Here is a 24876-nt window from a genome sequence, read left to right as displayed (position 1 = left end):
GGCGGCGCTCACATGAAGATCAGCGTGGCTTCGATCATGTGGATCCGCGTCACGATGTTGTCGACGTGGGGCGTTTCATCGTTGTTCGACACGCGCGCGCCGGGGCCGGCCGTCTCCACCACGGTGATCGCCGCCATCGTGACGATGTTCGAGGTCGCGCCGCTGGTCTCGATGCGGGTGGTGTCGCCGTGGGTGGCGGTGGTGGTGGACGCGCCGCTGGTCTCGCTTTGCTGCACCACGCCGTTGATCTTGTTGACGGTTTCGCCGCAGTTCACGTGATCGACCACGGTGAGGCCGGTGGTTTCGGTGCGCGTGGTGTTGCCGGTAAACGAGGTTTCGATGACGTTGCCGGTGGTGGTGTTGCGGGTGACGTTGCCGGTCAGCGACACCTCCATCACGTTGCCCGAGGTGGTGTTGCGCATCACGTTGCCGCTCACGCTGTCCTCGATCAGGTCGCCGGACACCGTGTTGCGCACCGTGTCGCCCGACAAGCTGGTTTCGAGGGTGTCGCCGCTGATCGTGGTGCGCACCGTGCTGCCCACCATCGTGCTGTCGATCACCGAGCCGGTGATGTTGGTGTTCATGCTGATACCGGTGGTCGACAGGCTGACCGAGCTGCCGACGATCGATACCGCGCTGCTGTCGCCGACGGCGCGCGTCGATTGCTCGTCGCCGACCGTGCTGTCGCTGATCGAGGTGCCGAACGCCGAGTGGCTGTAGCTGCGCGTGCCGCTCGCGCGGTTGTATGTCGAGCCGATCGCCTCGGTGGCGCTGAGAATATCGCCCTCGGGCTCGGCGCCGCCATACAGCTCGGCCGGGTTCGAACGCGCGCCGGGCGCCGACGGGTCGGCGCAACTGAAGCTGTAGCCCGCGCCCTGCGAGAAGCTGGCGTTGCCGAAATGGCCGCTCGCATAGGCGCTGGAGACGATCCGCGTGGCCTGGCCCAGGTCGGGCGCGGACAGCCGGCCGTAGTTGATGGTCTGGTTGTCGCCGTAGTTGGTCGAATACTGGCTGCCGACGTGGGTGTTCGACAGCCAGCCCGACGGCACCACCAGCGTGCTGCCGTTCGACTGGATCACGTTCTGGATCTCGGGCAGCTCCGATTCGTCCTGCGCGCGCGACACCACCACGATCGCGCCGATGGTGGGCGCGGTCTGCATCGACGCGGACAATTTGATCCACACCGGCGGGTCGTCCTTGGCGGCGGTCGAGAAGCGCACATGCACGCCGATCTGCGGAAACGAGCCGGGGTTCAGGGTGTCGACGAAGCTGGCCTGCGCGGTGGCGAACGACGACGCCGCGCCGAAATCGATCGGCGGCTGGGCCGGCGCGCTGGTGCCCGACACCACCTCGGCCAGCACCGCGCCCTGCTGGGTGGACTGGATCGAGTAGGGCGTGATCAGGAACGCCGCGTCGCCGGCCTGGAAATGGTTCTGGTAGCCGCCGTCCATGCTGGCCTGATGCGACACCGAGGTCAGCACGAACGCGCCGTCGAGGAACGTCGCCTCGGGTGCTTCCCCGTCGCCGGCCGCGCGCAGGCGGAAGCGATGGCCCACCCGAAACGCCGAGCAACGGCTCGCGCCGCTCAACTCGCGGCGGCTGCTTTCCAGCGAGCTTTGCGTGCTGCGCGAGAGGATGCGCGCCTCCTCCTTGCCGCCGCCGTACTGATAGCTCTTGTAGAGGTTGAACGGCAGCGGATCGGCATCGTGATGCTCGTCGGCACTGAACGAGTTGAACTGCACCACGCGGTTGGTCAGCCACGCGCCGTCCTGCTGGGTCAGCACGCCATGCACGCCGGTGCTGGCCAGCGTCTGCTTCATGCTGAATTCGGTGACCAGATCGTCCTGCTCCATGCCGAGCGCGCTCGTCTCGGTGTACGTGTAGCGCAGCGGCGGCTGGCCGGGCGCAACCTCCGGGTATTGCGGCAGGTTCGAGAACACCACGCGGTGGCCGGTGGCGCCGTGCACGAAGTAGTAGTGCATCAAGGCCTTGCCCATCAGGCGCTTGAGGAATTCGAGATCGGTCTCGCCGGCCTGCATCCAGTCCTGGCGGCGGATCGTGGCCAGGTTGTCGAGCGTGACCGTGATCGGCGCGTAGGCGATATGGTGCGCATCGAGCAGCAGCTCGATCATCTCGCGCACGGTGCGGCGATTGAATACGCGGTAGTGGTTGGTCAGGCCGAGCCGGTGCAGCGCCGGCTTCATGCCGATGCTGTAGTTGCCGCGATGGCCGGCCGCGAAGCTCGTCACGATGCCGTTGAACAGCGAAAACTGTTCGGCGGCGACGGTGTCGCCATCGAGCGCGGCCTGGAACGCGCCCTCGCTCGACGCGGCGTCGCCCACCGGCCTGGCGATGCCGACCGTGATCGCGCGGCCCACCAGTTCGTCGAAGCGCAGCCGGCCCGAGGCCGCGCCGCTGGAATTGCCGCTCAGTTCGAGCTGGAATTCGAACGGCTCCGACACCTGCTCCTGGCCCTGAAAGCTCTCCAGCCGGAAGGTTTCCGCGCCGAGCACGGTGTTGCGATTGACGAACACGGCGCAGTGCAGGAACACGCGCGGCTCGGGCGCACCGAGCCGCTGCACGGAGAACGCGCGCGTGGCGTCGACGCCAAGGATCTCGTTCATGCGGCCTCCACGGCGTGATTGGTGCGAATCAGAAAGCGCACCGGGCGGCTCGCGTGCGGATGCGCGGGCTTGCCGGCCAGCCAGGCGCTCTGGCCGAGCCGCATCGAGGTGGTGTCGGTGCCGCGCGCCGGTTGCGGCAGCGGCACGCCCGGCACGCTGGCCTCGCGCACGTGCAGCACGATCTCGCAGTCGGCCAGGCGATCCACCAGCAGTTTCACGAGGCCGCACAGCATCGCGTAGTTCGACGAGGTGCCCGCGGGCCGGGCGGTGGCGGCCGACGCCGCCCAGCGGCCGAGGCTGTCGGGCGGATCGGCCGGCTCGGTCGGGTCCGAGCCGTCGGGCGGCGGCAGCAGGCGTTGCAGCGCGTCGTAATCCACCACGCCGATCTCGATGCGCAGCCGCGCCTGCTGGTCCCACACGCGGCGGCCCACCACCAGCGTGCGGCCGAGCTGATGGTTGCGCACCCCGAGCACGCAACGGTCGCGCACGTCGAGTTCGTGCCAGGCGCCGACGTTCTCGGTCACGCTGACCTGCGCGTCGAGCGCGGCGCCGAGCACGTCCACCAGCGTCGAGGCGGGGCGGCGGCGGTTCGCGAGCAGCCCGGCGATGCCGAGCCAGGCGCGCTGCGGCAGCGGCACGCGCGCGGCCAGCCGGGGGTCGGCGAGGCCCGACAGCGCGGCCAGGCAGCCGGCGATCTCGGTTTCGCCGGGCGGACGGTCGTTCAGGCCCGGCGTGAGCGCCTGCTTGACCTGATAGCGCAGCACGTTGGCGCGCTGGTTGAACATGTCGAGGAAGTCCGCCATCGCCGTGGCGCGCTCGGAGGCCAGCTCCCGCACCCATTCGGTGAACGATTCCGGCAGCGGGCCGGTCACGCTCGCGATGCAGAAATTCGCGGTGCGGATGTCCACGCCGCGAATCCGGCGCGCGCGGCGCCCGGCCGGTGCAGCGGCATCAAGCTCGGCATCAAGCTCGGCGTCGTCCGGTTCGCCGGGCAGCAGCGAAATGCGCGTGAACTCGCGCGCCGGGAACGCCGCCGAGAGATCCGCGCGAAAACGCAGCCGCTGCCCGATCGGCAGCGCCGGGTCGGTGTCCGAGAGCAGCAGGCGCATCAACTGGAACACGTCGAAGTCGCCGTACTGCTGGAACAGGTAGTCCCTTACAGTGCGATAGCGGTGCCGGCCGATGGCTGCCATGGCTTGTGGCTCCCCTTGAGATTGCGCGTTTCGAGCGCGACTTCCACCAGATGATTGACGCTGGCATAGCCGCGCAGGAAATGGCGCAGCACCGAACAGAACAGCACCGTGCTGGCCGCGCCGATATCGCTCGGGTCCATCGTCACGGTCAATTCGACGCCGCGCACGAAGCCGCGCCAGCCGTCACGCCCCACATGGCGCATGATGCTGCGGCTGCGCAGCGCCTGGATCGCGTCGATCTGCGCCCAGCCGCTCTCGCGTTGGGTGCCGACGTGCAGGCGCAGGATGTCCTTGAGCGCGGCCAGCGCCACCGGGCCGCCGTCGAGCGACAGGTGGTTCAGCGACAGTTGCGAGATCAGCGACCACGGGCGGTTGCCGATCTGCGGCGGCGTGTGGTGCGGCGTGGGCTTGGTCAGGGCGAGGATGCGGTTGGCCGGCCCCGCGTCTTCCAGATGCAGCGGGCTGCCCGACATCAGCCGCTCCGGCAGCCGGCGGTTGGTGCACAGCGCGCGGCCGCCCACCACCTCGTCGGTCAGTTGGCCGAGGTCGAAATGCTCGTCGAGGAACGACACGTACATCTCGCTGCCGGCCACGTATTGCGCGGTGGCGGGCAGCCGGCGCGGCAGGTAGAAATAATCCTGATCCTCCAGCCGCCGGAAATCGTCCATCGCGAAATACGGCGCGATCGAGCGCGGCTTGCCCTCGCTCGAGATCGATTCAAGCATTTCGATCGAATGGATCTCGCAGTAGCGGTGGTTCTTCAGGTCACCAGTGACGTGATATTCGTATTCGGTATGGGTCAGCGCGATCGGCTCGATGCGTTGCGAGAACAGGTTCACCAGCGGCACGCAATTCAGGCGCAGCGACGCCGGGCCGATATTCCAGTCCGGCTGAAACGGCATGTCGAGCACCAGGATCAGGTCGAAGTAATCTTCCACGGCGCTGAAATCGATCTCGTCGAGACGGCCGATTTCGAAGAACAGGAATTTCTCGGGAAACGCGAAATACTCCTGGAGCAGCCGATAACCCGGGTGCGTATGGTGGTTCGCGGTCAGCGCCGCTTCGTCCGGCTCCATGCCGAGCCAGCGCAGGCTGTCGGGCGGCAACTGGCGGGGCCGGCCCGCCATCGACGGCAGCACCGCGACGCCGCTCAGATGCAGCGCCAGGCTTTCATACAGTTCGATCGCGTCGGCCTGGGCGTTGTCGATATAGAAGCGCAGCCGGCGCGGGCCGGCGCCCTTGGTATGCAGCGTGCCCACGCCGTCGGCGCGCAGGCGGATGCGCAGCACCGATTGCGAGGCCGTCACGCCGCCCATCGATTCGTAGCCGTGGCCCGATTCGAACGACACCGTGTCGATGCGCAGCGGCAGCAGCGGCGTGTCGTAGCAGGTGCGGAACCGGCACTCGGTGCTTTGCCCGAGATGATTGGTGGGCGAGGCGCTCATCATGCGGCCGCGCGGCAGCACCTGTTCGCGCGAGAAATCCGCGCCGTCCGGCTTCGGTTCGATCTGCGCGATCAGCATCGACGGGATCGGCGCCTCCAGGTGCGGATACAGGAACGACAGCAGCGTATCGGGCAGGCGCGCCTTGTCCTGCGCGATCTGGTGGCGCAGCCGCGCCGCGAGGAACGCGAACGATTGCAGCAGCAGTTCCACCTGCGGATCGGTCGCCTCGCGCGCGTTGAGCCCGAGCGTGCGCGCCAGCTCGTGATGCTTCTCGCCGAACAGCACCGATTCGGTACGCAGCGAGGCGAGTTCCTCGCGGAAGCAGTCGGCGAGGTTGGAGGTGGCGGGGCGCATCGTGACCTCGGGGCTCAGTGGGAGGGCAACTCGAAATGGAACACGTCGGTGCCGTTGCCGTCATCGAGCGAACCATAGATCGCGAGCCGGTACGGGCCGAGCGGCTGCCCGACCGACTCGATCTTCACGCGCGGCGCGAGCAGCCGCGGCTCGTGGCGGGCGATCAGCAGCGCCAGCCGCTGCGCATAGCGTTCGAGCTGCGGCTTGCTGTACATCTCCAGCTCGACCGCGCTCGGCATGCCGAAGCCGAGCAGATCCACGCCCGCGCCGGTACTGCGCGCGCTGACGATGCGCTGGATCTGCGCGGCGACCGCCTCGCGCAAGTCGAACGGCCGGGAGCCGTCGAAGGCGGGCGCTTGCGCGAGGCGTTCGAGCAGGAACGGCATGGCGTGCTCCGGCTGCGGCGGATCAGAGGTTCGACGAGAACTTGCCGGCGATCGGCATGTTCTTCGCGATACTCCAGCCCGCCGTCTTCACGCCCTTGGTGGACATGTCGTTCATCTGCTGCGTGTAGGTCCAGATGACTTCCGTGAAGTTGAGCTTGAACTGCTCGGTCGGCATGTCGTCCGGATGCGTCTGCAGCTGGATCTCGCTGATGATGGCGTCCTTCAGCTCGATCTTCATGATGTTGGTGGTCTTGCCGCCCGATTCGCGCGCGATGTAGATCGTGCTCGGCTTGTCCGCGCCCTTGCCGAGCGTGGTGGCGCCCAGGCAGTACTCGTAGAGCTTGACCGAGGTCTGGTCCACGTACTTCACGAGCGTGAACTCGGTGATGATCGGCCGGCCCGAGGTGCGCGCGTTGTTGCTGACGTCGGTGGTGATCTGCTGCTTCATGCCCTGGTGCAGCGAGACGATTTCGATGCAGAGGCCGGAGGGGCCGTCCGCGGCCCAGGCCGAGTTGTCGACCTGGCTGCCGTCGTCGTTCATGATGCTTTGATCGCCCGGCTGGAAAAGAATCAGATCCATGATGGTTCCTGGAATGGAAGAGGTCGCGTATTACTTCGGCAGGTTGGCCACGAGGCGGATCGAGGTGGTCAGTTCCTCGAGCTGGAAGTGCGGCTTGAGGAACACCGTGGCGCGGTATGCGCCCGGCTCGCCCGGCACTTCGGTCACCACCACGCGGGCTTCGCGCAGCGGATAGCCGGCCTTGGCGTCCTGCGGCGCGTTGTCGTCGAGCAGCACGTAGTTCGAGATCCACGCGTTGAGGAAATCCTCCACGTTGCCGCGCGTCATGAAGCTGCCGATCTTCTCGCGCATGATCACCTTGATGTAATGCGCGAAACGCGAGGCGGCGAGCATGTACGGCAACATCGCCGAGATGCGCGCGTTGGCGTTGGCCGAATCGGAGAAGTACTTCTTCGGCTGGTTGGTGGTCTGGCCGCCGAAGAACGCCGCCTTGCCGGTGCCCTTGCAGTGGCAGAGCGAGATGAAGCCGAGGTCGTTCAGTTCCTTCTCGCGACGGTCGGTGATCGAGATTTCGGTGGGGCACAGCAATTCCACGCTGCCGTGCGCCGACGTGTAGGTGTAGCTCGGCAGGTTGTCCACCAGGCCGCCGCCTTCCACGCCGCGAATCGCCGCCGTCCAGCTGTACAGCGAGAACGCGTTGGTGATGCGCTGGGCCAGCAGGTAGGCCGGGTTGCCCCACAGGAAGTGGTCCGGCGCCGGATCGGGGTAGCTCAGTACATCGCCCGCGTCGGAAATCAAGGCCGTTTCGGCACCCGAACCAATGCGCTCGTCGAAATTGATGCCGTCGCACGGCACCGTGTTGCGCTTGTCCGGCGAGCCATACGGCAGGCGCAGCAGCGCGCGCGGCAGGGCGAGCGTCACGTAGCGCGCGTCTTCCGTTTCGCGGAACGCCTGCCATTGCAGCGAATCCTGGCCTTCGAAGATCTTCGCGAGGTCGCGCGGCTTGTCGAGCTTGTCGAAGCCGTCCAGGCCGAACAGCGCGGGCGAGGCCTGCGCGATGAACGGCGCATGGGCCGCCGCCGCCACTTCCGACATCTTCGAGATGAAATCGATGTCGTTCGAGGTGTGGTCGATCGCGTAGTCACCCACCAGCAGGCTGTACGGATTGCCGCCGAAGGTGCCGTACTCCGCCTCGTAGATCATCTTGAACAGCGCGCTCTGGTCGAACTCCACCGCCTTCATCATGTCCTGGCGCAGTTCGTCCTTGGTGGCGTTGAACACGCGCAGCTTCAGCATGGTGCTGGTCTCGGTGTTCATGACCAGGTAGTTCAGGCCGCGCCAGGTCGCTTCCATCTTCTTGAAGCTGTCGCTGTGCATGACGCCCGACAGCGCGATGCTCAGTTTCTCGTCGATCAGCGCCACCAGTTCGTCGATCACGGCGATCGCGCCGCGCGCGCTGGCGGTGTTGATGGCTTGCGTGGCGACCTTGTCGGTCGCGACGAAATACAGGTTCAGTTGGTCGGCGAAGGCCTGCACCAGCGGCTTGATCTGATCGACCTGCACGCCCGGCACGGCGGCGATGGTGGCTTGCGCGGCAGCCACATCGCTGGCGGCGAGGGCGGGCGCGGCCGGTTTGGCCGAGTCGGTTGCCGAGTCGCCGGTCTTGGCCGGTTCGGTTTCCGAGTCGCTGGTCTTGGCCGGTTCGGTTTCCGAGTCGCCGGTCTTGGCCGATTCGGTTGCCGAGTCGGCCGGGGGCGTGGCCGTCTTGTCCTTGGCAGCATCTGCGGCAGGCGTGGTCGGCGTGCCCTGCGACAGCTTGCCGATCAGCGTGTCGAGCGCCGCGCCGAGCGCATCGTTGGTTTCCGCGCGGGCCTGCAGATCACGGATCTGCGTGCGCGAATCGTAGAGCTTGCTCAACGACGGCAGCGCCTTGACGATCGGCATCGGCTCGAACGCGTCGATGGTCTTGAACGTCAGTTCGAAATCGTCGCCGAGCAGCCCCTTCAGTTCGGCGTCGGCGTTCTTCGCCGCCGTCAACGTGACGCGCGGCAGGATCTGCTCCATCACGTTGTTGAAGTTGTCGCGGTCGATCTCGACCATCGAACGCTGCTTGATGGGCGGCGTGGCGTCGTCGGTGGCGCGGTCGCCCTTCAGGTCGGCGAGCACGCCGACGATGAACGGCAGTTCCTTCTTCTCGATCGCGCCGCCCGTTTCCACGTCGTACGTGATTCGGACCCGGGGAGGGCGGACTCGCAACAGCTTTTTCTGAATGCTTTCACTCATGATCTCACCTCGCGTTATTGACTTTGTTGAAGCAGCCGGTTCGTTCGTCGATGAGCAAGCTCGGCGCGCCGACGTTGCCAGCTACGGCAACACGGCCGGGGCCTCGGAATGGCGGACGCTGTACTGCTATCGATAAGGTCTTCACGACGGCGCGGAAAAACCGGCCGAGGGTGAACGCTTCGCGGCAACAATCTTGCAATCGGCGTGCCAGGCTTGCGCGCGGCGGGCAACGCGATGATTTGAAACGGGAAATGGCGCCGGGGCGTGGCTCGGGGTTGGGTGTGTGCGCACCCAATGCTCGCAGGCCGATTCGGCTTGCCGGCGCGTGCCGCGAGCCGGCCCGCACGGCGTTCCGGCCGGTGGGTGGAAGCTCGCCCAGGTGGGTATGTGCGGACTCGGCGGCCCATCAACTCGGGACTGAAAAACATCGTGCGGGGTTCGATACGTCGAGGTACATTGCCGATCGCCGATGCCAGGGGATCGTCATGCAATCGAATCGCAAGACGGATGTGGGAAAAACCGAACGCAAAAATACCAAGACGCAGGAGTCCGGCGGCGGGACGCCTCACGCCATTCCCGCGTCCGCTTCAGCTTCGACGCCGGCTTCGGCTTCGGCTTCGAAGCCGGCGTCGGCGCCGCCACCGCGGACTGCACCGCGTGGCACGCCGGCAACGCTCATCGTCTGGGGCAAGTCGCCGGCAGGGGGCGCGTTGGCCTCGTCATCGCTTGGCGCATCGGCATCGGCGAGCGGTGAGGCCACGCCGAGTGCGAAGCCGGCGCTATCGGCACAGATCCCCTACGGAACCTCGAGCGCGGCACGAAAAGTGGCGGTGGGTTCCGATGTGCTGTCGGCGCAGTTGCCGCATTCGGCGGCCCCCGCGCCCGCCAAGCCGCCCGCGTCGGCCTCGAGTAGTGGCGCCTCACGCGCCGCCGTGGGTCACATGGGAATCGATCGCAGGGCCGCGGACGATGCCCTCTATGGTTCGGACGACGAACAATTCGATCAACGGCAGCGGGTTGCCACGTTGACGGGTGAACTGGCCAAACGAAAGGCCGACGTGGCCAAACATGGGAGTGCCGACCTTACGCAAAATAGACATTGGAACAATGCGTTCGGTCACGCCAAGGCAATTCGAACCGTGGAAAGTTCGCTGGCGTCGGCCACGAGCCGCGCGGCCGGCACGGGCGGTGTCCAGCACTCCGAGGAGTTCGAGCAGCAACGCACCTTCCGGTTGCTCGATCGCCCGGCGCAGCCGAGCGATAAGCACATCCAGGAGCGCGACGCGATACGCAATGCGGGCGGTTCGCCGTTTGATGCGCCGCCATCGGCGAGCCGGCCGGGCGCCCACGCGCCGATCCCGTCTCGCAAGTCGCCGGCCGCGTCCTCGACGCCCGCTGCAGCCTTGTCCTCGCCGCCCGTACGCGGTGGCGCGCATGCGGCGCCGCCCGGCCCGCGCAAGGAAGGCGAGTGACGGTGGGCGTGTAGGCTCGCCGTCTGCCCGACATGCTTGCGCGACATGCCTTGACACTCCGGCCTCGACCGGGGGCTGGGACGAGCCGGTGCATGCCTCGTCGGGGCCGAGCCTCGCGCCTCACCCGCCCGCCAAGCCCCGAATATCCCGAAACGCCTGCGCAAGATGCGAATTCGGCGTGCCCGACTGCGCGTCGTGCCACGCCTCCACCGCGTGCCCGATCGCGGCCATCCCCATCTGCGCGGCCAGGCTCGCCAGCCGCTCGGGCACCCCGCGCTCGGTAAGCGCCGCGGCCAGCGCCAGCGTCAGCGTGCGCGTCTTCGCCAGGTGCCGCTCCTGCAACGCCGGGCTGCCGGCCACGATCCGGCGCATCGGCTCGACCGCGTCGCGGTTCTCGATGAACAGCGGCTCGGCCGACGAGAACGCCGCGAACAACGTGTCCCACGGCCCCAGTTCGGGCGGCGCGCGTTTGACCGCGCCCACCAGCAGCTCGATCAACGCCGCCTCGCCGCCGAACAGCACCTCGCGCTTGTCCGGAAAATGCCGGAAGAACGTGCGCTCCGTCACGCCGGCCCGCGCCGCGATTTCCGCGGTGGTGGTCTGTTCGTAGCCCTGCGTTTGATACAACTCCATGGCCGCCTGCTGAAGCAGACGCCTGACGACTTCCCGATCTCGAGGCATGGCCCACCTTATTGTCAGTGACTGACATTACGTGTAAAGTCAGTCACTGACAATTCTATCCGATCCCGCGAGTCGCCCGTTCACCGGGCCTCATGGCTTCGTTACGCCTGTCGCGACCGCATCCGACCATTCAGGAGTCCTTCACCATGCAAAGCCTGCGTTTTCATCGATTCGGAGAACCCTCGGAAGTCCTGCGCCTGGAGGCGGCCGAGGTGCCGGCCCCGCGCGCCGGGCAGATTCGCGTCGCCGTGCGCGCCTGCGGCCTGACGCCGGCCGATTGGGCGCTCTGCAAAGGCTTGTTTCCCGGCGCACTGCCGCGCGGCATCGGCCTGGAAGTGGCGGGCACGGTGGACGCCGTGGGCGAGGGCGTGACGGGCATCGCGATCGGCGATCGCGTGCTGGGCGTGCCCGATTACGTCGGCACGCCGGTGGCCGGCGCGTCGGAATTCTGCCTGCTCGACCACTGGGCGCCGATCGCGGACACGCTCGGCTACGCCGAAGCCGCCGCCTTGCCGATGGCCGTGGAAACGGCGTATCGCAGCCTCGATCAGCTCGGCGTGACGGCCGGCACGCGCTTGCTGGTGCACGGCGCGGGCACCACGGTCGGCTTCGCGGCCGTGCAGATCGCGTTGCTGCGCGGCGCGCAGGTGTTCGCCACCGCTGGCCGGACGTATGCGGACACCTTGCGCGCGCTCGGCGCGAGCGTGACGGCCTACGGCGACGGCATGGCCGAGCGCGTGCTGGCGCTGGCCGGCGGCCCGCTCGACTTGGCGCTCGATACCGCGCCGGTGAACGTGTCGAGCGCCGTGGCCGGCGCGCTGCCGGCGCTGATCGAGGCGGTGGGCGGCGAGCCGAGGCGGGTGCTGACCATCGTCGATTTCGATGGCGCGGCCAAGCTCGGCGTGCGCACCTCGTTCGACAGCGACCCGGGCGCCACGCTCGACGAAACCGGCATGCCGGTGCTCGACGCCGACGCGACGGCCCGGCTCACCGGCGAGCTGCGTTACGACGTGCTCGGCGAGTTCGCCCAGCGGGCGGCGGCCGGGCAGTTCTCGGTGCCGATCGCGCGGGCGTTTCCGCTCGCGCAATGGCGTGACGCGCTGGCCGCCAGTCAGAGCGGGTTTGCGCGCGGGAAGTTGATTCTGTTGGTGGGGGACGGCGCGTAACTCGGCGGGTGCGACCGGGGGCAGGGCATGCCTGCCCCCGGTTATTTGGCTTTCGACCGGGTCAATTGCATCGAGATGTGGAAGCGTTCCGCCGGATGCAAGGTCACCGACGTCTCGAACGACGTGCCGGCCGAATCGTAGTAACGGCGCACGATCTGCAGCGCGGCCGAGCCCGGCTCGACCTGCAGGCGCCGCGCCATCAGTGGCGCCACGGTCACGGCGCGCACGTCCTGCCGGATCTCTTCGATGGCGCGCCCGTAGCGGCGCTCGATCAACGTGCTGATCAGCGTATCGGGGTTCTCCCGCGCCGCATCGGCCACCTCGCCGTAGCTCGGATCGAGATACACGTCGGTCCAGCCCACCGGTGGGCTGTCCTTGTCCTCCGTGATCCGCAAGCTCGAAATGCGCAGCCAGGTTTCGCCCGGCGCGCAATGCAGCGTGCTCGCGAGCTTCGCCGTCGCCGCGATCCGCTCGACCGATTGCACCTGTCTCAAATGTTCGGAACCGAATTGCACGAGATCGTCCACCGACGCCAGCGACGGACGGAAGTCGTTGCGCGGCTGCGCCGACTCGACCCGCGTGCCGGCGTTCTTGCGGCGCGATACCAGCCCGCGCTCCTGCAATTCGGCCAGCGCCGCGCGCACCGTGTGGCGGCTGGTCTGGTAGTGATCCCGCAGTTCGAGTTCGGTCGGGAGGTTCGAGCCGACCGGATAACGTCCCGACGCGATGCCGTCGGTGAGGTCGCGGGCGATGTCGGCGAAGTGAGGCCTGTTCATGGTGCGTGGGTAGATGACGTCGAAAACATAGGGTAAATCATAGCTTGTCCGATATGTTCGAACATATAAGATCCAATATGTCCGGACATATAAACACGTCCATCGCCATTTCCCTTGTTTCAAGAGGTCTCCATGCAACGTTCCGTCCCGCTCATGGCCAGCACCGTGATCGATTCCGTGCTGTTCCGCGATGCCTTCGGCACGGCCAAGATGCGCGCGCTGTTCTCGGATCACGCGCTGGTTCAGCGCTATATCGACGTCGAAGTGGCGCTCGCCCGCGCGCAAGGGCGCACCGGCGTGATCCCGGCCGAGGCCGCCGACGTGATCGCGCGCGAATCGCGCATCGAGCGCATCGATTTCGACCACATGCGCGAGGAAACCGACATCGTCGGCTACCCGATCCTGCCGCTCGTGCATCAACTGGTGGCGATGTGCGGCGAGGCGGGGCGCTACGTTCACTGGGGCGCGACCACCCAGGACATCATGGATACGGCGGTGGCGCTGCAGGTGCGCGACGCGCTGGATTCGATCGATGCGGATATCCGCGAGCTGCGCGCGATCCTTGTCGATCTGGCCGCGAAGCACCGCGACACGCCGATGGCCGGCCGAACCCACCTGCAACAGGCGCTGCCCGTCACGTTCGGCTACAAGGTCGCGATCTGGCTGGCGATGTTCGATCGCCATCAGGTGCGGCTCGCGCAGTTGCGCGAACGCGTGGCGGTGGTGGAATTCGCCGGTGCGGCCGGCACGCTGGCGTCGCTGGGCGAGAAGGGCTTCGCGGTGCAGCAGGCGCTGGCCGAGGAACTGAAGCTCGGCGTGCCGGCCACCACGTGGCACGTGGCGCGCGACGGCTTCGCCGAGGCGGTCAACTTGCTCGCGCTGATCACCGGCTCGCTCGGCAAGATCGCGCTCGACATCATGATCATGGCGTCCACCGAGTTCGCCGAGGTGTACGAGCCGTTCGTCAAGGGGCGCGGCGCGAGCAGCACCATGCCGCAAAAGCGCAACCCGATTTCGAGCGAACTGATGCTGGCGGCCGCCAAGGCCGTGCGCCAGCACGCGGGCCTGATGGTCGATGCGATGGTGCAGGATTTCGAGCGCGCCACCGGCCCCTGGCATGCCGAATGGATCGCGATTCCCGAAAGCTTCGTGCTGAGCTCGGGCGCGCTGCATCAGGCGAAGTTCGCGCTCGGCGGGCTGATCGTCGACGCGGCGCGCATGAAGCACAACCTCGGCATCAGCAAGGGCTTGATCGTGGCGGAAGCCGTGATGATGGGCATGGCGCCGTACACCGGGCGTCAGCAGGCGCACGACATCGTCTACGACGCCTGCCGCACCGTCAACGAAACCGGCGGCACGCTGGCCGAGGCGCTGGCCGCGCTGCCGGAAGTCGCGAAGCACTTCGATCGCGCCGCGATCGACCGCATGACCGACCCCGCGAACTACCTGGGCCTGGCGCCGCAGATGGTCGATCGCGCAATCGCCTTGTCGAACGGCGTCTGAACCGCCGCTCAACGCGTGGAGGAGCAATCGATGAACAGCGAAAACCCGTCGCGAGACCGCGCCATCGCAGCGCCGAAGGCCTTGCCGTGGTATCGAAAACTGGGCATGCAGGTTCTGCTGTCGCTGGTGCTCGGCATCGCCGTGGGGCTGGTGTTCCCGAAGTTCGGCGCGCAACTGAAGGTGCTCGGCGACATCTTCCTGGCGCTCATCAAGGCCGGTGTCGCACCGTTGGTATTCCTCACCATCGTGCACGGCATCGCCTCGGCCGGCGACGTGAAGAGCGCGGGGCGCGTGGGGTGGCGCTCGATCGTCTATTTCGAGGTGGTGTCGACGATCGCGCTGGCGTTCGGCCTGCTGGCCGGCAATCTGCTGCAGACCGGCAGATCGATGACCGGCGTGGCCGTCGGCGCGGTGCCCGCGAGCGCCGCGAAAGCCACCTCGCAGAGCTTCTCCGAGTTCGTCATGCACCTCGTGCCGGACAACTTCATCGGGGCCTTCGCGAAGGGCGAGCTGCTGCAGGTGGTGGTGCTCGCCGTGATGGTCGGCATCGGCATCCTGGCGATCCCCGAGCGGCGCCGGGTGCGCATCAACGAAGGGCTCGACCTGATCTCCGACGTGCTGTTCTCGTTCATCAATCTCGTGATGAAGCTCGCGCCGTTCGGCACCTTCGGGGCCGTGGCCTATGCGGTGGGCAGCAACGGCACGGCGGTGCTGATCGCGCTGGCGCAGCTCGTGTTCAGCTTCTACGCCGTGATCGTGCTGTTCATCGTGGTGGTGATGGGCGCGATCGCCCGCATCGCCGGCTTCAGCCTGTGGCGATTCCTTCGCTATATCAAGGAAGAGATCGTGATCGTGCTCGGCACCGCGTCGTCGGAGAGCGCGCTGCCACGGCTGCTGATCAAACTCGAACGGCTCGGCTGCGCGAAGCAGACGGTGGGCCTGGTGCTGCCCACCGGCTATGCGTTCAACCTGGACGGCACCTCGATCTTCATGTCGATGGGCGTGATGTTCATCGCGCATGCGTATGGCGTGCCGATCACGATCGAACACCAGATCGGCATCCTGCTGCTGATGCTGCTGACCTCCAAGGGCGCGGCCACCGTATCGGGCGGCTCGTTCGTCGTGTTCGCCGCGACGGTGACGTCGACCGGCATCCTGCCGATCGAGGGCCTGGCGTTGATCTTCGGCGTCTATCGGTTCATGTCGATGGCGATCGCCACGTGCAATACGATCGGCAACAGCCTGGCCACGGTGGTGGTGGCGCGCTGGTCGAACACCTTCGATGCGGTGGCCGCCGAGCGGCATCTGTATCCGGAGCGGTTTCCGGAGGGCGGCGAGGGCAGCACGGCCGATTTGATCGGGACTGCCAAGGAAAACAATGAAATGAAACGGGTTTCGGGTTAAGCCGCGATGGTCGACGGCCCCATCGGGATCGTCGACCACGGCACGCCCACGCACCGATAGCGAAGCAACAAGCGACGATCCGAAGCCATCACCTCACCGTCATCGCAGCCGCACCCACGTATACCCGACACGCTTCAACGCATCTCCCCACTCGTGCTGCGACTGCGTCGCGCACCGACCGGTAAGTCTCCCATCTCCCATGCGCGGGCCAACCCGCATCCGCTAACTCGCGGGAACCCCACCCATCGTGCTTCACGCGACAGGATTTCGTCAAAAAGCGGCATGGATTAAAAAATCAGTCGTATAACTTGAGAAAAAATTGAGAATTGAATGCGAATCCGGCGATATTCATTGCGTTCCCATTTTGATCTCGGTTATTGCATATTTTTTTGAAACTCCGATACAGGGTTATCCCGATTGCATGCCTTCCATCCCTTGTCGGACAAGGCCAACCCATTGATTACCGAAGCTTATTAGAAAATTTTCGTTGCAATGCCACGAGAAAAACATTTAGGCAATTTAGTGCTGCTTCGCATCAATTGGGATGTTGTTGACATTGCAAAATTTGAAACTTAGACTTCTGCTCACCTTGAGAGAAGTTGCTCACTTGAGGGTTCGAATCCCCAATCCGTAAGGATAACGTAGGGTTTTCGGAGCCCACGAACCGGTGAGCGGTTTGCGAGAATGCGCGGCGTCCGAACGCGGGCGCACCACGGCGCCAAGCCGTCGAATGGTAAAAATCAAAATGCCGGAGACAGCCGCCAGGCTTAATTCTTCGTTATACGAACCAATACGCGAAGCCTCACGTATCCGCGGAAATCCTATCCGCTCCATGTTCCATGTTCTTTCGCAGGGTGATCAGCTATGAGCGAGATGTCCGAAGAAATTTACACCGTGGTCGTCAATCACGAGGAACAGTACTCGATCTGGCCTGAGTACAAGGACGTGCCGGCCGGTTGGAAAGCGGTCGGCAAGGTCGGCCCGAAGCAGGCGTGCCTCGATTACATCAACGAGGTCTGGACCGACATGCGTCCTCTCAGCCTGCGTCGACAAATGGACGCGTGAGCCTCGCGGCCCAGGCCGCGCCCTGCATCACGCATCACGCATCACGCACCCTGCCATGTGGTGACCCGCTTGCCGCCCCGATCGTCGTGATCGGGGTGGGGGCCGCGCTCATGCCTGGTCGGCCCGAAGTCAGCGATTCCGGCGTGTCCCGCATCGATTCCGGTGCGGCGCCGCCGTGGCCGTCGCACGTGCCGTGCCTGGCCTTTCATCAGGGGTTTCATGTCCAACCCGGTTCAGTTCGCTCGACGCAGGCCGTTATTGGCAGCGTGCGCCGTCATGGTGATCGTGGTGCTCGCGGTGATCGTCTGGCTGTTCGCCATTCGGCCCGAGCCGCCGCAATACCTGACGGCGACCGTCACGCGTGGCGATCTGGACGAGAACGTGCTCGCCACCGGGACGATCCACCCCTCGCAACAGGTTTCGATCGGCGCGCAGGTCAACGGCCAGATCCAGTCGATTCCGGTCAAGCTCGGCGATCGCGTCAGGCGCGGCCAACTGCTCGCGACCATCGATCCGCAACTGGAACAGAACGCGCTGCGCAGCGCGCAGGCCTCGCTCGACAGCGCCCGCGCGCAGCGCGATTCGAAGCGGGCGTTGCTCACGCAATACCTGCATGAACTCGACCGCCAGGCCTTCATGCTCCAGCACGACGCCAGCTCGCGCGCGAACTACGAAGTGGCGCAGGGCAACGTGGACACCACGCGCGCCGATCTCGCGTCGCTGAACGCGCAGATTCTGGTGTCGTCGGTGGCGGTCGACAACGCGCGCACCCAGCTTTCCTACACCCACATCACCGCGCCGATGGACGGCGAGATCATCGCGATGGTCGCGCAGCCGGGGCAGACGGTGGTGGCCGCGCAGATCGTGCCGGTGCTGATGATTCTCGCCGACCTGGACACCGTGACGGTGCGCGCGAAGATCTCGGAAGCCGACGTGGTGCGCGTGAAGCCGGGCATGCCGGTGCACTTCACGATACTCGGCGATCCCGACCGCCAATACGACAGCCGCCTGCGCGCCGTCGAGCCGGCGCCCGAATCGATCGTCGCGCAGGCCATGCAGCCCTATCAGAGCACGCAGTCGCAAGCGCCCGCCGCGATCTATTACAACGGGCTGTTCGATGTCGCGAACCCGCAGCGCACGCTGCGCGCGTCGATGACGGCGCAGGTGTCGTTCGTGCTCGGCCACGCCGCCAATGCGCTGATCCTGCCGCGCGCCGCGCTCGGCAAGCGGCTCGGCGCGCAGCGCTACGAGGTGCGCGTGCTCGCGGGCGAGGCGGCGCAGGCGCGCGAGATCCGCGTCGGCCTGATGAACGACACGGACGTGCAGGTGCTGTCCGGGCTGGCCGCGGGCGAGCATGTGATCGTCGGCACCTCGCTCGATCAGGCCTTGAAGGCGGCGGCGCAGGGGAACGGCGCGTGATCGGCGACCACGACACGCCGCCGCTGCTCGATCTGGAGCAGGTCGAACGCCGCTTCGCGGTGGGCGACACCGAGGTCGCGATCCTCAAGCAGATCGACTTGCAGATCCGGCGCGGCGAACTGGTGGCGATCACCGGGCAGTCGGGCTCGGGCAAGTCGACGCTGATGAACATCCTCGGTTGTCTCGATCGCCCGAGTGCGGGCCGCTACCGGATCGCCGGCGAGGACGTGCGCGCGCTCGACGGCGACCAGCTCGCGCGCCTGCGCCGCGAACATTTCGGCTTCGTGTTCCAGCGCTATCACCTGTTGCCGCACCTGAGCGCGGAAGACAACGTGCAGATCCCGGCCGTGTACGCCGGCACGGCGAAGCCGGCGCGCCGCGAGCGCGCGCAGGCGCTGCTCGCGCGGCTCGGCATCGGCGCGCGCGCGAGCCATCGCCCGACCACCTTGTCGGGCGGCGAGCAGCAGCGCGTCAGCATCGCGCGTGCGCTGGTCAACGGCGGCGAGGTGATCCTCGCCGACGAGCCGACCGGCGCGCTCGATTCGCACAGCGGCCGCGAGGTGATGCGCATCCTGCTGGAGCTGAACGCGCTCGGCCACACCGTGATCCTCGTCACGCACGATCACCATATCGCCGCGCATGCGCGGCGCATCATCGAGATCAACGACGGCCGGATCGTCGCGGATCGCCCGAACGACGCGGTGGTGGCCGTGCCGCCGGCCGGCGCGGCCGATGCGCTCGCGGGCAGCGCGGGCAGCGCGGGCGGCACGCGTGGCCGCCGCGCAGATGCCACCAGCGCCACCAGCGCCGCCAGCCTCGGCGCCGCGTTCAAGATCGCGTGGATCGCGATGGTCACGCATCGCTTGCGCACGCTGCTGACGATGCTCGGCATCGTGATCGGCATCGCCGCGGTGGTGACCGTGGTCGCGCTCGGCGAGGGCGCGCAGCGCAGCGTGATTGCCTCGATCGAGGCGATCGGCACCAACACGGTGGACGTGAACCCGGGGCGCGACTGGGGCGACGAAAACGCCAGCGCGATCCACACGCTGGGGCCGGGCGACGTGGCCGTGCTGCGCGCGCAGTTCTACGTGGACAGCGTGACGCCGCTGGTGCTGTCGAGCCAGACGCTGCAACGCGGCAACGTCAAGGCGCATACCTCGGTGCGCGGCGTGGGCGCCGAGTATTTCCGGGTGCACGGCACCCGCTTCGCGGCCGGCCAGCCGTTCGACGCGGCGCAGGCGCTGCGCCGCGCGCAGGTGGTGGTGATCGACGACAACACGCGCCAGCGGCTGTTTCGCGGTTGGGAGCAGCCGATCGGCCAGATCATCCTGGTCGGCTCGCTGCCGTGCACCGTGATCGGCGTGACCGCGCGCAACGACGGCCTGTTCGGTTCGAGCCCGGACCTGCAGGTGTTCATTCCGGACACCACGGCCGTCGATCGCCTGACCGGCCAGTCGTGGTTCAACGGCATCACGGCGCGGATCCGCGACGGCGTGCCGAACCGCATCGCGGAACAGAACATCAAGACGCTGATCGCCGGCCGCCACCTGACGCAGGACTTCTTCACGAGTTCGAGCGACAGCATCATGCAGACGGTCGAGGACACCACCCACACGCTGACGCTGCTGATCATGTGCGTGGCCGTGATCTCGCTGCTGGTGGGCGGCATCGGCGTGATGAACATCATGCTGGTGTCGGTCACCGAGCGCATGCACGAAATCGGCATCCGCATGGCGGTGGGCGCGCGGCAGTCGGACATCATGCAGCAGTTCCTGATCGAGGCGGTGCTGATCTGCGTGGCCGGCGGCGTGCTGGGCGTGCTGCTCGCGTTCGCCGTGAGCGGCGTGTTCTCGCTGTTCGTGAAGGTGATCGTGCTGCGCTTCTCGGTGCTGTCGATGGCGGTGGCCTGCGCGTGCTCGACGCTGATCGGCGTGGCGTTCGGTTTCTGGCCCGCGCGCAACGCGTCGCGGCTCGATCCCATCGATGCGCTGGCGCGCGAATGAGGCACGCCATGAACCCGCTCGCGTCCTTCCGTTTCTGTTCCCGCTTCCGATCGCGCCGCGCGATGCTGGCGGGCGCGGTGCTGGCGGCCTGCGGGCTGGCCGGCTGCGGCGCGCTGACCCGGAGCGAATACCAACGCACCCCACTCGACGTGCCGACCCAATGGGACAGCAACACGCTGCCGCTGACCGGCACGGCGTTCGCCCAGGCGGACCCATGGTGGCGCCGCTTCGGCGATCCGCAGCTCGACGACCTGATCGAGCGCGCGCTGCGCACCAACAACACGCTCGCCGCGGCGGCCCTCAAGCTCTACAGCGCGCGGCTGCAGGCCGGCCTCACGGATACCAACCTCACGCCCACCCTGGCGGTGAGCGGCAGCGGCAGCTCGGCGCGCAACCTGACGCGCGGCGGCGGCTCCGTGCGCTCGTACACCACCAGCAGCACGGTCAGCTACGAATTGGATTTCTGGGGGCACCTGGCCCGGCAGCGCGACGCCAGCAACTTCGAGGCGGTGGCCACCGAGTACGACCGCCGCAGCGCCGCGCTCACGCTGGTCAGCCAGACGGCCAGCGCCTATTGGCAGATCGGCGAACTCAAGAGCATCGGCGCGACCGTGCGCGAGGCGATCGAAACAGCCCAGCGCACGCTGCGCTTCGTGCACATCCAGCACGTGGCCGGCGAGGCGAGCGACTACGAGGAATCGCAGGCCCTGAGCACGCTGAAGACGCTGGAAGGCCAGCAGACCGAGGTGAACGCGCAGCTCGAAGCGCAGCGCAATACGCTCGCGATCCTGTTCGACCAGTCGCCCGAGCACCGCGAACCCGAGCCGGACGGGCTGCCGATCCGCCCGATGCCGGCCGTGCCGCCGGTGGTGCCGGCCGATCTGCTCGGGCGCCGGCCCGACCTGCAGGCCGCCGAGGCGCGCCTGCGCGAATCGCTCGCGCAGGCGGACGTGCAGCGCCTGTCGTTCTATCCGACCTTCTCGCTGTTCGGCTCGGTCACCAGCGGCAGCGCCACCGAAACCACGCTGTCCAACATCCTGAAGGACCCGATCGGCACGCTCGGCGCGACGCTGTCGCTGCCGTTCCTGCAATGGAACACCGCCAGCCTGACCATCAAGTCCTCGAAGGCCACCTACGACACGGCGGTCGTCACGTTCCGCCAGACCTTCTATCAGGCGCTGGCCGACACGCGTTCGGCGTGGGCCGCGTGCGTGCAATCCGATCGCGAGGTCAAGGCGCTGTCGGAGGCGGTCACCGCCGCCCGGCGCGCCGAAGCGCTGGCCGAGATCCGCTACCGGGCCGGCAACACCACGCTGACCGACTGGCTGACCCTGCAGCAGACGCGCCAGCAGGCCGACGTGCAACTGGAGGAGGCCGTGTATGCGCAATATGCCAACGCGCTGACCTTGTATCTGGCGCTGGGGGGCGACCCCGCCGCGCAGGACGTCGCGCCGCCCGATGCGCGGCAGGCCGCGACCGGGCCGACCGAAGCACCGTATCCGCAAGCGCCCTCGGGCCGGAACCTCGAACAGTCCTCATGAGAACCCGCCATGCGATTCCAATCTGACGCCCCCGTTTTCCTGAAGCCGTCCATCAAGATGGAGCTGCTGCTCGATCGCTGGCTGGCCTGGCCGCACCTGGTGCCGCCGGTGCAGTACGCGATGAACCTCGCGTTCCGCTACCTGCCGGCGATGCAGTCGTTCGTCGGCAATCCGAAGATGCATGTGGCCGCCTCGAGCGATCCGGCCATGTTCGGCGGCCCGTTCATGGATCTGCCCGAAGCGGCCGCGCCCGAGATCGCGCGGGTGCTGGAGGAAACCAAGGCCCGCTCGGCGGACCTGATCCGCTTCGCGAACGATTTCAAGGCGTTCGATCGCCTGTTGCAGGAAGAGGCGAGCGGCTATTCGCTGGACGGCCTGTACGACAAGCTGCCGGCCTCGCTCGCGGGCGTGACCGAACTGGTGTACGACCAGAACAACCAGCCCGCGATCCGCATCATCGAGGAACTGGTGGAACGCACCGGCCTCACGAACCGCGCGAGCCAGGAACTGCTGCTGACCACGGTGGCCGACGCCGACCGCAAGTTCTTCATGAACACGCCGCGCGTGAGCGGCCCGGGCAACGTGTTCGCGCGCGTGCCGTTCGCCTCGCCGCTGCTCGACCGGCTCTCATCGATGCGCACCCAGGCCGCGCCGTTCGGCGAACTGGCCGCGCTGTTCGATGCGGCCACGCTGGAGCGCGCCGATTTCCTCGACATGTTCACCACCACGCCGCCCGCGCGCAAGCAACCCGATTACCACGGCGAGGCGGTGCGGGTGCGGCACTTCGGCCACGCGTGCGTGCTGATTCAATCGGCCGACGTGACGATCCTGATCGATCCGATGTTCACCTGGGATGCCTCGACGGAAGACGGCCGCTTTACCTATGCCGACCTGCCGGACCGCATCGATTACCTCGTGATCTCGCACTGCCACCAGGACCATTTCTCGCCCGAGGCGCTGGTGCAACTGCGCCACAAGGTCGGCCAGGCGATCGTGCCGCGCAATCGCACCGGCAGCCTGGCCGATCCGTCGATGGAGCTGGCGCTGCGCAGCCTGGGCTACACCGACGTGCGCACGGTGGGCGCGTTCGATGCCGTGCCGGTGCCGGGCGGCGAGATCCTGAGCCTGCCGTTTACCGGCGAGCACGCCGATCTCGACATCTACAGCAAGCAGACGCTGCTGGTGCGCGTGAACGAGCGGCGCTTCTTCTTCCTGGTCGATTCGGACGCGATCAACCCGGCGCTGTACCGCCTGGTGCGCGACACGGCCGGCCGGCCCGACGCGGTGTTCGTCGGCATGGAGTGCAACGGCGCGCCCCTGAGCTGGCTGTACGCGCCGCTGATGACCCGGCCGCTCGCCCGCCGCGACGACGATTCGCGGCGGCTCTCCGCGTCGAATTCGGCGCGAGCCTGGAAGCTGCTGTCCGACCTTGGCAGCCGCACCGCGTTCATCTACGCGATGGGGCAGGAGCCGTGGCTGCGCTACGTGATGGGCGCCGAATACGCGCCCGACAGCATCCAGGCCACCCAGATCGCCGATTTCTTCGCGCGTTGCCGCGAGGCGGACATCACGTTCGAGCATCTGCATATCGGCAAGGAAATGCTGTTCTGAGCGACGCATCGGCGTGGGGCTTGACCGCTTGATCCAGACGCCGCACCGGGCCTGCTGCCCGTCCCTATCGAGGAGATTTCAGATGTCCGAACTGACCAACATCGCGCTGAGTTCGACCACCTGCGTCAACGGCAAGCGTCTGTGGGACAGCCTGATGGAGCTGGCGAAGATCGGCGCGACGCCGAAGGGCGGGGTATGCCGACTGACGCTGACCGACCTCGACCGGCAGGCGCGCGACCTGATCATCGGCTGGGCCAAGGCGGCCGGCTGCACGGTGTCGATCGACACGATGGGCAACGTGTTCATGCGCCGCAAGGGCCGCAACGACGCGCTGTCGCCGGTGGTGACCGGCTCGCATACCGACTCGCAGCCGACCGGCGGCCGTTTCGACGGCATCTACGGCGTGCTCGGCGGCCTGGAGGTGCTGCGCGCGCTGAACGATCTCGGCATCGAGACCGAACGCCCCGTGGAGCTGGTGATCTGGACCAACGAGGAGGGCTCGCGCTTCGCGCCCGGCATGATCGGCTCCGGCGTGTTCGCGGGCCGCTACACGCTGGAGCACGGGCTGGGGCTGCGCGACGTGGACGGCAAGACGATCGGCGAGGAATTGCGCCGCATCGGCTACGCGGGCGACGTGCCGTGCGGCGGCCGTCCGGTGCACGCCGCGTTCGAGCTGCATATCGAGCAGGGGCCGATTCTCGAAACGGAAGGGCACGCGATCGGCGTCGTGACCGACGCGCAGGGGCAGCGCTGGTACGAGGTGCTGCTGACCGGCCAGGATTCGCACGCGGGCACCACGCCGATGCCGCGCCGGCGCGATGCGCTGCTCGGCGCGTCGCGCGTGGTGCAGCTCGTCAACGAGATCGGCCTGCGCCACGCGCCGCTCGCCTGCGCGACGGTCGGCATGATGCAGGTGCGCCCGAACTCGCGCAACGTGATCCCGGGCCAGGTGTTCTTCACCGTGGATTTCCGCCATCCGCAGGATGCCGTGCTGGCGCGCATGCACGCCGAGCTGCTGGAAGGCGTCGCGCGGCTCGCCGAGGACGCCGGGCTCGATGCCCGCGTCGATCCGATCTTCTATTACGCGCCGGTGCCGTTCGACGCCACCTGCGTGCAGTCGGTGCGGGCCGCCGCGCAGCGCTTCGGCTATTCGCATCGCGACATCGTGTCGGGCGGCGGCCACGACGCCTGCTACCTGTCGCAGGTCGCGCCGGCCTCGATGGTGTTCGTGCCGTGCATCGGCGGCATCAGCCACAACGAGATCGAGGACGCCAGGCCGGAATGGATCGAGGCCGGCGCCAACGTGCTGCTGCACGCGGTGATCGACCGCGCGTCCGAGCCGGATTGAACGGCGGCGGCGCCGCGCCGCCACACCGTGCCCATGCCGGCGCTTGCGCCGGGGTTTCCAGAACACAGCCGTGGTTGGGGGA

Annotated in this window: 18 protein-coding genes and 1 pseudogene; 10 read left to right on the top strand and 9 right to left on the bottom strand. The window is 67.2% G+C overall.

What is annotated here, in order from left to right; genetic code table 11:
* Positions 1-8 precede the first annotated feature (8 nt).
* The 7 genes and pseudogenes from AB4851_RS25945 to tssB all read right to left on the bottom strand — a co-directional run.
* Positions 9-2624, bottom strand: a complete 2616-nt coding sequence (locus AB4851_RS25945) for a contractile injection system protein, VgrG/Pvc8 family (RefSeq protein ID WP_414449370.1) — start codon at positions 2622-2624, stop codon at positions 9-11.
* Positions 2621-3817, bottom strand: a complete 1197-nt coding sequence (gene tssG, locus AB4851_RS25940; RefSeq protein ID WP_414449369.1) for a type VI secretion system baseplate subunit TssG — start codon at positions 3815-3817, stop codon at positions 2621-2623. The genes AB4851_RS25945 and tssG overlap by 4 nt, the downstream gene beginning before the upstream one ends.
* A complete protein-coding gene (tssF, locus tag AB4851_RS25935; RefSeq protein WP_414449368.1) occupies positions 3781-5616 on the bottom strand; it encodes a type VI secretion system baseplate subunit TssF in 1836 nt (611 codons plus the stop codon). The genes tssG and tssF overlap by 37 nt, the downstream gene beginning before the upstream one ends.
* Positions 5617-5630: 14 nt before the next feature.
* A complete protein-coding gene (locus AB4851_RS25930; protein ID WP_414445200.1) occupies positions 5631-6002 on the bottom strand; it encodes a GPW/gp25 family protein in 372 nt (123 codons plus the stop codon).
* Positions 6003-6024: 22 nt separating this feature from the next.
* Positions 6025-6582 carry an Hcp family type VI secretion system effector gene (locus AB4851_RS25925; RefSeq protein WP_414445201.1) on the bottom strand — a complete coding sequence of 186 codons (558 nt, stop codon included), beginning with the start codon at positions 6580-6582 and terminating at the stop codon, positions 6025-6027.
* A gap of 30 nt (positions 6583-6612) precedes the next feature.
* Entirely contained in the window at positions 6613-8124 is a 1512-nt protein-coding gene (gene tssC, locus AB4851_RS25920) for a type VI secretion system contractile sheath large subunit (protein ID WP_414451949.1), read from the bottom strand.
* Between the two features lie 279 nt (positions 8125-8403).
* Positions 8404-8805: pseudogene (tssB, locus tag AB4851_RS25915) on the bottom strand (type VI secretion system contractile sheath small subunit); the annotation flags it as partial.
* A gap of 485 nt (positions 8806-9290) precedes the next feature.
* On the opposite strand from tssB, the gene AB4851_RS25910 reads away from it, so the two are divergent.
* Positions 9291-10277, top strand: a complete 987-nt coding sequence (locus tag AB4851_RS25910; RefSeq protein WP_414449367.1) for a hypothetical protein — start codon at positions 9291-9293, stop codon at positions 10275-10277.
* Between the two features lie 120 nt (positions 10278-10397).
* On the opposite strand, the gene AB4851_RS25905 is transcribed toward AB4851_RS25910, so the two are convergent.
* Complete coding sequence (locus AB4851_RS25905; protein WP_414449366.1) at positions 10398-10910, bottom strand: TetR/AcrR family transcriptional regulator; 513 nt, start codon at positions 10908-10910, stop codon at positions 10398-10400.
* Positions 10911-11104: 194 nt separating this feature from the next.
* Here AB4851_RS25905 and AB4851_RS25900 point away from each other — a divergent pair, with 194 nt between their 5' ends.
* The gene (locus AB4851_RS25900) at positions 11105-12124 is read left to right on the top strand and encodes an NADP-dependent oxidoreductase (protein WP_414449365.1); all 1020 of its coding nucleotides are present in this window, start codon (positions 11105-11107) and stop codon (positions 12122-12124) included.
* A gap of 41 nt (positions 12125-12165) precedes the next feature.
* Here the strand turns inward: AB4851_RS25900 and AB4851_RS25895 are convergent, their stop codons facing one another.
* The gene (locus tag AB4851_RS25895) at positions 12166-12900 is read right to left on the bottom strand and encodes a GntR family transcriptional regulator (RefSeq protein WP_414449364.1); all 735 of its coding nucleotides are present in this window, start codon (positions 12898-12900) and stop codon (positions 12166-12168) included.
* A gap of 132 nt (positions 12901-13032) precedes the next feature.
* Between AB4851_RS25895 and AB4851_RS25890 the strand changes: the two genes are divergently transcribed.
* The 8 genes from AB4851_RS25890 (at position 13033) to AB4851_RS25855 (ending at position 24794) form a co-directional block, all read left to right on the top strand.
* Positions 13033-14403 (top strand): adenylosuccinate lyase family protein, encoded by a 1371-nt coding sequence (locus tag AB4851_RS25890; RefSeq protein WP_414449363.1) that lies wholly within the window; start codon positions 13033-13035, stop codon positions 14401-14403.
* A 30-nt stretch (positions 14404-14433) separates the two neighbouring features.
* Entirely contained in the window at positions 14434-15807 is a 1374-nt protein-coding gene (locus tag AB4851_RS25885; protein WP_414449362.1) for a cation:dicarboxylate symporter family transporter, read from the top strand.
* 873 nt (positions 15808-16680) lie between these two features.
* Positions 16681-16872 carry an MbtH family protein gene (locus AB4851_RS25880; protein WP_414445204.1) on the top strand — a complete coding sequence of 64 codons (192 nt, stop codon included), beginning with the start codon at positions 16681-16683 and terminating at the stop codon, positions 16870-16872.
* Positions 16873-17091: 219 nt separating this feature from the next.
* Complete coding sequence (locus tag AB4851_RS25875; RefSeq protein WP_414449361.1) at positions 17092-18291, top strand: efflux RND transporter periplasmic adaptor subunit; 1200 nt, start codon at positions 17092-17094, stop codon at positions 18289-18291.
* The gene (locus AB4851_RS25870; RefSeq protein WP_414449360.1) at positions 18288-20294 is read left to right on the top strand and encodes a MacB family efflux pump subunit; all 2007 of its coding nucleotides are present in this window, start codon (positions 18288-18290) and stop codon (positions 20292-20294) included. Before AB4851_RS25875 ends, AB4851_RS25870 begins: the two co-directional genes overlap by 4 nt.
* Positions 20295-20302: 8 nt before the next feature.
* Entirely contained in the window at positions 20303-21835 is a 1533-nt protein-coding gene (locus tag AB4851_RS25865) for an efflux transporter outer membrane subunit (protein ID WP_414449359.1), read from the top strand.
* Positions 21836-21844: 9 nt separating this feature from the next.
* Positions 21845-23446, top strand: a complete 1602-nt coding sequence (locus AB4851_RS25860; RefSeq protein WP_414449358.1) for an MBL fold metallo-hydrolase — start codon at positions 21845-21847, stop codon at positions 23444-23446.
* A gap of 82 nt (positions 23447-23528) precedes the next feature.
* On the top strand, positions 23529-24794 hold the full coding sequence (locus AB4851_RS25855) for a Zn-dependent hydrolase (RefSeq protein WP_414449357.1): 1266 nt from the start codon (positions 23529-23531) through the stop codon (positions 24792-24794).
* Positions 24795-24876: the final 82 nt, after the last annotated feature.

The sequence above is a fragment of the Burkholderia sp. 22PA0099 genome (genome assembly GCF_047497165.1).
Classification (GTDB): domain Bacteria; phylum Pseudomonadota; class Gammaproteobacteria; order Burkholderiales; family Burkholderiaceae; genus Burkholderia.
This window is presented reverse-complemented; position numbering and strand designations above follow the sequence as displayed.

What these genes read in the sequence shown, in the direction of transcription:
- AB4851_RS25880 (WP_414445204.1), top strand. Translation starts at nt 16,681, where the DNA reads ATGTCCGAAGAAATTTACACCGTGGTCGTCAATCACGAGGAACAGTAC.
- AB4851_RS25925 (WP_414445201.1), bottom strand. Translation starts at nt 6,582, where the DNA reads ATGGATCTGATTCTTTTCCAGCCGGGCGATCAAAGCATCATGAACGAC.
- AB4851_RS25945 (WP_414449370.1), bottom strand. Translation starts at nt 2,624, where the DNA reads ATGAACGAGATCCTTGGCGTCGACGCCACGCGCGCGTTCTCCGTGCAG.
- AB4851_RS25905 (WP_414449366.1), bottom strand. Translation starts at nt 10,910, where the DNA reads ATGGAGTTGTATCAAACGCAGGGCTACGAACAGACCACCACCGCGGAA.
- tssG (WP_414449369.1), bottom strand. Translation starts at nt 3,817, where the DNA reads ATGGCAGCCATCGGCCGGCACCGCTATCGCACTGTAAGGGACTACCTG.
- AB4851_RS25860 (WP_414449358.1), top strand. Translation starts at nt 21,845, where the DNA reads ATGCGATTCCAATCTGACGCCCCCGTTTTCCTGAAGCCGTCCATCAAG.
- AB4851_RS25910 (WP_414449367.1), top strand. Translation starts at nt 9,291, where the DNA reads ATGCAATCGAATCGCAAGACGGATGTGGGAAAAACCGAACGCAAAAAT.
- AB4851_RS25855 (WP_414449357.1), top strand. Translation starts at nt 23,529, where the DNA reads ATGTCCGAACTGACCAACATCGCGCTGAGTTCGACCACCTGCGTCAAC.
- AB4851_RS25930 (WP_414445200.1), bottom strand. Translation starts at nt 6,002, where the DNA reads ATGCCGTTCCTGCTCGAACGCCTCGCGCAAGCGCCCGCCTTCGACGGC.
- tssF (WP_414449368.1), bottom strand. Translation starts at nt 5,616, where the DNA reads ATGCGCCCCGCCACCTCCAACCTCGCCGACTGCTTCCGCGAGGAACTC.
- AB4851_RS25895 (WP_414449364.1), bottom strand. Translation starts at nt 12,900, where the DNA reads ATGAACAGGCCTCACTTCGCCGACATCGCCCGCGACCTCACCGACGGC.
- AB4851_RS25885 (WP_414449362.1), top strand. Translation starts at nt 14,434, where the DNA reads ATGAACAGCGAAAACCCGTCGCGAGACCGCGCCATCGCAGCGCCGAAG.
- AB4851_RS25875 (WP_414449361.1), top strand. Translation starts at nt 17,092, where the DNA reads ATGTCCAACCCGGTTCAGTTCGCTCGACGCAGGCCGTTATTGGCAGCG.
- AB4851_RS25900 (WP_414449365.1), top strand. Translation starts at nt 11,105, where the DNA reads ATGCAAAGCCTGCGTTTTCATCGATTCGGAGAACCCTCGGAAGTCCTG.
- AB4851_RS25865 (WP_414449359.1), top strand. Translation starts at nt 20,303, where the DNA reads ATGAACCCGCTCGCGTCCTTCCGTTTCTGTTCCCGCTTCCGATCGCGC.
- AB4851_RS25890 (WP_414449363.1), top strand. Translation starts at nt 13,033, where the DNA reads ATGCAACGTTCCGTCCCGCTCATGGCCAGCACCGTGATCGATTCCGTG.